Here is a 292-nt window from a genome sequence, read left to right on the forward strand (position 1 = left end):
TGAACAAGAAAAGATTCATAGTGACTTTGTTTTTAAGAATGCTCAATACTTAACAGGGCTACAAATCAAAGAAAAAGTAGCGACAGGCGATCCGCGTGTGGCAAACTTTCGAAAAAATAGTGCGGCGACAAAGTTGAAGCTTGAAATGTTTGAAAGTGTAAATTTCTCAACCTTTGATTTTATCCATCTTAGTGGAGTGTTTTTAGCATTATCACCTGAAACAAAGGCTGTCTCCCATTTTTTTTGCGGAGGAAGGCAGAAAGAATGGTGCATGCATTACCTTTGATCCAAA

1 pseudogene is annotated in these 292 nt (G+C 37.7%); it reads left to right on the forward strand.

The features are described 5' to 3' along the window. Positions 1 to 286 (forward strand): annotated as a pseudogene (locus PZE06_RS28605) (hypothetical protein); the annotation flags it as partial. Between the last annotated feature and the right edge of the window lie 6 nt (positions 287 to 292).

It is taken from the genome of Robertmurraya sp. DFI.2.37, from assembly GCF_029211245.1.
Classification (GTDB): Bacteria; Bacillota; Bacilli; order Bacillales; family Cytobacillaceae; genus Robertmurraya; species Robertmurraya methanolica_A.